Source organism: Plectonema radiosum NIES-515, from assembly GCF_025753815.1.
Taxonomy (GTDB): domain Bacteria; phylum Cyanobacteriota; class Cyanobacteriia; order Cyanobacteriales; family Nostocaceae; genus Hassallia; species Hassallia radiosum_A.
In genome coordinates, this window is record NZ_JAOWRF010000345.1 from 1 (window position 1) to 4,382 (window position 4,382).

The following is a 4,382-nucleotide window of genomic DNA, read 5'->3' on the forward strand; positions in this document are numbered from 1 at the left end:
CAGGGGGCAGGGGGGGCAAGGTGACAAAGCAATTAATAACTCCTAACTCCTAACTCCTAACTCCTAACTCCTAACTCCTAACTCCTAACTCCTAACTCCTAACTCCTAACTCCTAACTCCCCTGCTTAAATGGTGTCTTTGCGCTCCTACAATAAGACAGAGGAGTCTCTAAAGAAAAAACAATGGATACAAAAGCTTTTAAGCGATCGCTCCAACATTCAGAAAACTATCATCGCAGAGGGTTTGGTCATCAAGCCGAAATCGCTACCCAGCTGCAATCCGAATATCAAAGCAATTTAATTCAGCAAATTCGTGATAATAATTACACCATAAAACGCGGTAATACAACCATTCAACTCGCCCAAGCTTTTGGCTTTTGTTGGGGTGTGGAACGTGCTGTGGCAATGGCATATGAAACCCGCAAGCATTTTCCCACAGAAAGAATTTGGATTACTAATGAAATTATTCATAATCCTTCTGTAAATCAGCGAATGCTGGAAATGGAAGTAGCATTTATCCCCTTTGAAGCTGGTAATAAAGACTTTTCTGTGGTGGAAACAGGTGATGTAGTTATATTACCAGCTTTTGGCGCAAGCGTTCAAGAAATGCAGATTCTGAACGAGAAAGGCTGCAAAATTGTTGATACTACTTGTCCTTGGGTATCGAAAGTTTGGAATACTGTAGAAAAGCATAAAAAAGGCGATTTTACTTCAATTATTCACGGTAAATATAAGCACGAAGAAACGATTGCTACTAGCTCTTTTGCTGGTAAATATCTAATTGTGTTGAATATGCAGGAAGCTGAATACGTTGCTGACTACATTCTGAATGGTGGAAACCGTGAAGAATTTCTCGCCAAATTTAGCAAAGCAGTCAGCGCCGGATTTGACCCCGACCAAGATTTAGAAAGAGTTGGTATCGCTAACCAAACAACCATGCTCAAAGGCGAAACTGAGCAACTTGGTAAACTGTTTGAACATACCATGTTGAAAAAGTATGGTCCCGTCGATTTAAATCAGCATTTTCAAAGCTTTAATACTATCTGCGATGCTACCCAAGAACGGCAAGACGCGATGTTGGGTTTAGTTGAACACAAGCTAGATTTAATGGTAGTAATTGGTGGTTTTAATTCATCGAATACTACCCAATTGCAACAAATTGCCGTAGAGCAAAAAATTCCTTCTTATCATATCGATTGTGTAGAACGAATTAAATCAGTAAATGCCATTGAGCATCGACTATTAAATGGTGAGTTGAAGATAACAGAAAACTGGTTGCCAGATAATGAAATTGTTGTGGGAGTTACCTCTGGTGCTTCTACACCCGATAAGGTAGTTGAAGATGTGATTGAAAAGATTTTTGAATTGAAAGCTACAGCAGCGCTGGTTTAACTGCATTCTCTTATTCCCTCTTCACTCGTGGAGAGGGACAGAATTTTCGGTGCATCCGAATTTTGGCGAATCGCCCAACGACTGGAAGTCGCGGCTAAACAAACAAAGTCCGCCTGCGCGGACTAAAAAATTCAAGGGTTTTGTACTTGGTTTAAGAAACTGGGGATTATCAGAGTAAATAGGTACAAAATAGAAATAATTATAACTAAAAAAACTTTTAGGTTGATGTTAGGAGGTTGCGTAAGTGTGTGGTTTTGGGAAAAAGATTCAATCGAGTACGAAGTATTTAAGCAGTACGAGTATGCATTATCTAGAATTGGTGTAGATTTTGAGAGAGAAGATGTACAGGATGTCCTCGAAGCGTGTAGTTTTGGGTTGGAAGATGCCTTAAAATCTGTCATTGCCTATTGGGTGTGGTTGCAGCAGCAAGAAAGACTAATGGAATACCCCAGCGCTGTTTTAATTCGTGCGCTTGACGAACAGTGGAAGCCAAGAAGCTGGTCTGATGAATGGCTCAATTTACCGCAGCTGCAATCTCAAGGGCAAAGGTGGTATGAGGGTGCTGCTAAAGTTTGGGGTTATGACCAACGCAATCAGATTGTTGTAAATATTGTTTGCGAAAAAGGAAAAGATTATATTGTATTTACCAACAGCAAAGAAATGCTAGTAGAGACTGCATGGCGTTGGGGATGGGAACGAGTACTTAAATACGCAACTAGTTGAGAAATAATTTTATGTCATTAAAATACCATGAATATATAAATTCTCAGGAGTGGCAGGAAGTTAGGAAACTCGCGTTGCAACGTTCTGGGGATAAATGTCAGATTTGTGGCTCAAAAAATTCTTTAGACGTACATCATAATTCTTATGATAATCTTGGCAATGAGCGGGAAAATTTAGAAGATTTAGTAGTGCTTTGTTCCGAGCATCATCAACTTTATCATGATGCATTAGCCGAAGTTGAAAGGCTTGCAGACCAAAGATTAGAAGAAAGGCTACTTGGCGGTTTACTTCAGCAAACACCTGCTTTGGTTAGAGGTCTATCTAATTTACCTGCCGATATTTTTACATCTAGTTTGAGAAAAGAAGTTTTTAATTATTTATGTTCTAGGTCTGCTGAAGAAAAAGCTATTGATTCAACAATCGTAGCTAGCTATTTAGCTAATCGTAAGCTTTTGGAGGCAGAAGAAGCCGAAAGGTTGCTAAATAATTGGGTAAGTTGTTGTTCTAATCCAGAAAACTCAGAAGCTTATGCACAAGTACTACATGATTTATATCTTCGCCGGCAGATTCAGCAACTACCTGCTGTAATTACACGACTTAATCGAGATAACCAACGCTCTGTTATTGAATTAATAGATGTTATACAGGCAGTGGTTCAGATAATCGCTAATAAAAGTAATACAACTCAACTTGTTCATATAGCAGATATTTTGAGCCAAACTTTTCAAAACATAGAAGAAAGATATCAAGGAATAACTTTACCTGGAATTCCTTGTGGATTTTATGACTTGGATGCAATGACTATCGGATTTCAACGCTCTGATTTAATTATTGTGGCTGGACGCCCGTCAATGGGTAAATCCTCTCTCTGCTTGGGTATTGCTTACAATATCGCTAATATTTACAAACTACCAGTTTGCTTCTTTAGTTTAGAAATGTCGAAAGAGCAAGTTGTTGAACGTTTATTGTCAGCAGAAGCAGGAATACAAAGTCGATACTTGCGCTCAGGTCGAATTAGTCCGAGTCAATGGGAACCCTTATCATCTGCCATAGGAAAGCTTTCCGATGTTCCAATTTATATTGACGATCGCCCAAATCTTAATGTTAGTGAAATCCGCTCTAAAGCTCGCCAAGTAATGCTCGAACACCAAGGTATACTGGGATTAATTGTGATTGACTACTTACAGTTATTAGCAGGTGACAATGATGAAAATCGGGCGCGAGAGTTAGCGAAAATTACACGTTCCCTAAAGGGACTAGCGAAAGAACTTAATGTTCCTGTAATTGTCTTATCACAACTTAATCGAAGTGTTGAATCTCGAACTAATAAACGACCAATGATGTCAGACTTGAAGGAGTCGGGTTCTATTGAGGAAGATGCTGATTTAGTGATTATGCTTTATCGAGATGAATATTATACGCAAGATACTCCTGAGCGAGGTATCGCAGAAGTGATTCTAGCTAAACACCGTAATGGACCCACAGGAACAATTAAGCTTTTGTTTGACCCGCAATTTGCTACGTTCAAGAACCTTGCCCGACCAAATTGACCAAATAATTAACCCAAAGTTACTTTCAATACGCACATGAGTTCATTAAAACAGGCTCAAGACAAAAAAACTCAAACCTTTACAGCAATTCTCCACTGGGAAGAAGATGTTTACGTAGCTGAATGTCCAGAGGTGGGAACTGCTAGTCAGGGAGAGACGATAGAAGAAGCGATCGCCAATTTGCGGGAAGCAACTGAACTATATTTAGATGAGTTCCCGCTTTCGGAAACCGCACCTCGTCGGTTGTTGACTACATTTGAGGTTACGAGTGCCTAAGCTACCCAGAATTAAAGCCTCTGAAGTCATTCGTGTTCTGGAACATTTAGGCTTTGTTCAGGTAAGACAACGTGGCAGTCATGTGATTTTAAAGAAGCAACTGGTAGACGAAGGAGAAGAACAGAAAGTGATTGAAATCGGTTGTGTTGTGCCACTCCATCGCAAGACTCTAGCTGTTGGGACGCTTAAGAGTATTCTAAATCAAGCTGGAGTTTCAGTTGAGCAGTTTATTGAAAATCTCTAGTTGAATACAGGACTTACGCAAAATGTTTTTGTCATACTGAGCGAAACAAAGTGTAGCCAAGTATCTCAGAGATTCTTCTCTTCAAGACGCTCCCTCTGCGAACACTACGCTTGCGCTCCGTTCAGAATGACAGTTCTTCGTCAAAATGCGTAAGTCCTAGAATAATAAGTCTTTGAGGTAGATGAACGAGTCTTTGAG

The 4,382-nt window shown here is 39.8% G+C and carries 5 protein-coding genes; all 5 read left to right on the plus strand.

What is annotated here, in order from left to right; genetic code table 11:
* Positions 1 to 182 precede the first annotated feature (182 nt).
* The 5 genes from OGM63_RS24415 (at position 183) to OGM63_RS24435 (ending at position 4,184) form a co-directional block, all read left to right on the plus strand.
* Positions 183 to 1,391: a 4-hydroxy-3-methylbut-2-enyl diphosphate reductase gene (locus OGM63_RS24415; protein ID WP_263748267.1), complete on the plus strand. Its 1,209-nt coding sequence runs from the start codon at positions 183 to 185 to the stop codon at positions 1,389 to 1,391.
* 246 nt (positions 1,392 to 1,637) lie between these two features.
* Complete coding sequence (locus OGM63_RS24420; RefSeq protein ID WP_263748268.1) at positions 1,638 to 2,114, plus strand: hypothetical protein; 477 nt, start codon at positions 1,638 to 1,640, stop codon at positions 2,112 to 2,114.
* Positions 2,115 to 2,125: 11 nt separating this feature from the next.
* On the plus strand, positions 2,126 to 3,664 hold the full coding sequence (gene dnaB, locus OGM63_RS24425) for a replicative DNA helicase (protein WP_263748269.1): 1,539 nt from the start codon (positions 2,126 to 2,128) through the stop codon (positions 3,662 to 3,664).
* 36 nt (positions 3,665 to 3,700) lie between these two features.
* Complete coding sequence (locus OGM63_RS24430) at positions 3,701 to 3,940, plus strand: type II toxin-antitoxin system HicB family antitoxin (RefSeq protein ID WP_038296575.1); 240 nt, start codon at positions 3,701 to 3,703, stop codon at positions 3,938 to 3,940.
* Positions 3,933 to 4,184, plus strand: a complete 252-nt coding sequence (locus tag OGM63_RS24435; RefSeq protein WP_263748270.1) for a type II toxin-antitoxin system HicA family toxin — start codon at positions 3,933 to 3,935, stop codon at positions 4,182 to 4,184. The genes OGM63_RS24430 and OGM63_RS24435 overlap by 8 nt, the downstream gene beginning before the upstream one ends.
* Positions 4,185 to 4,382 lie beyond the last annotated feature (198 nt).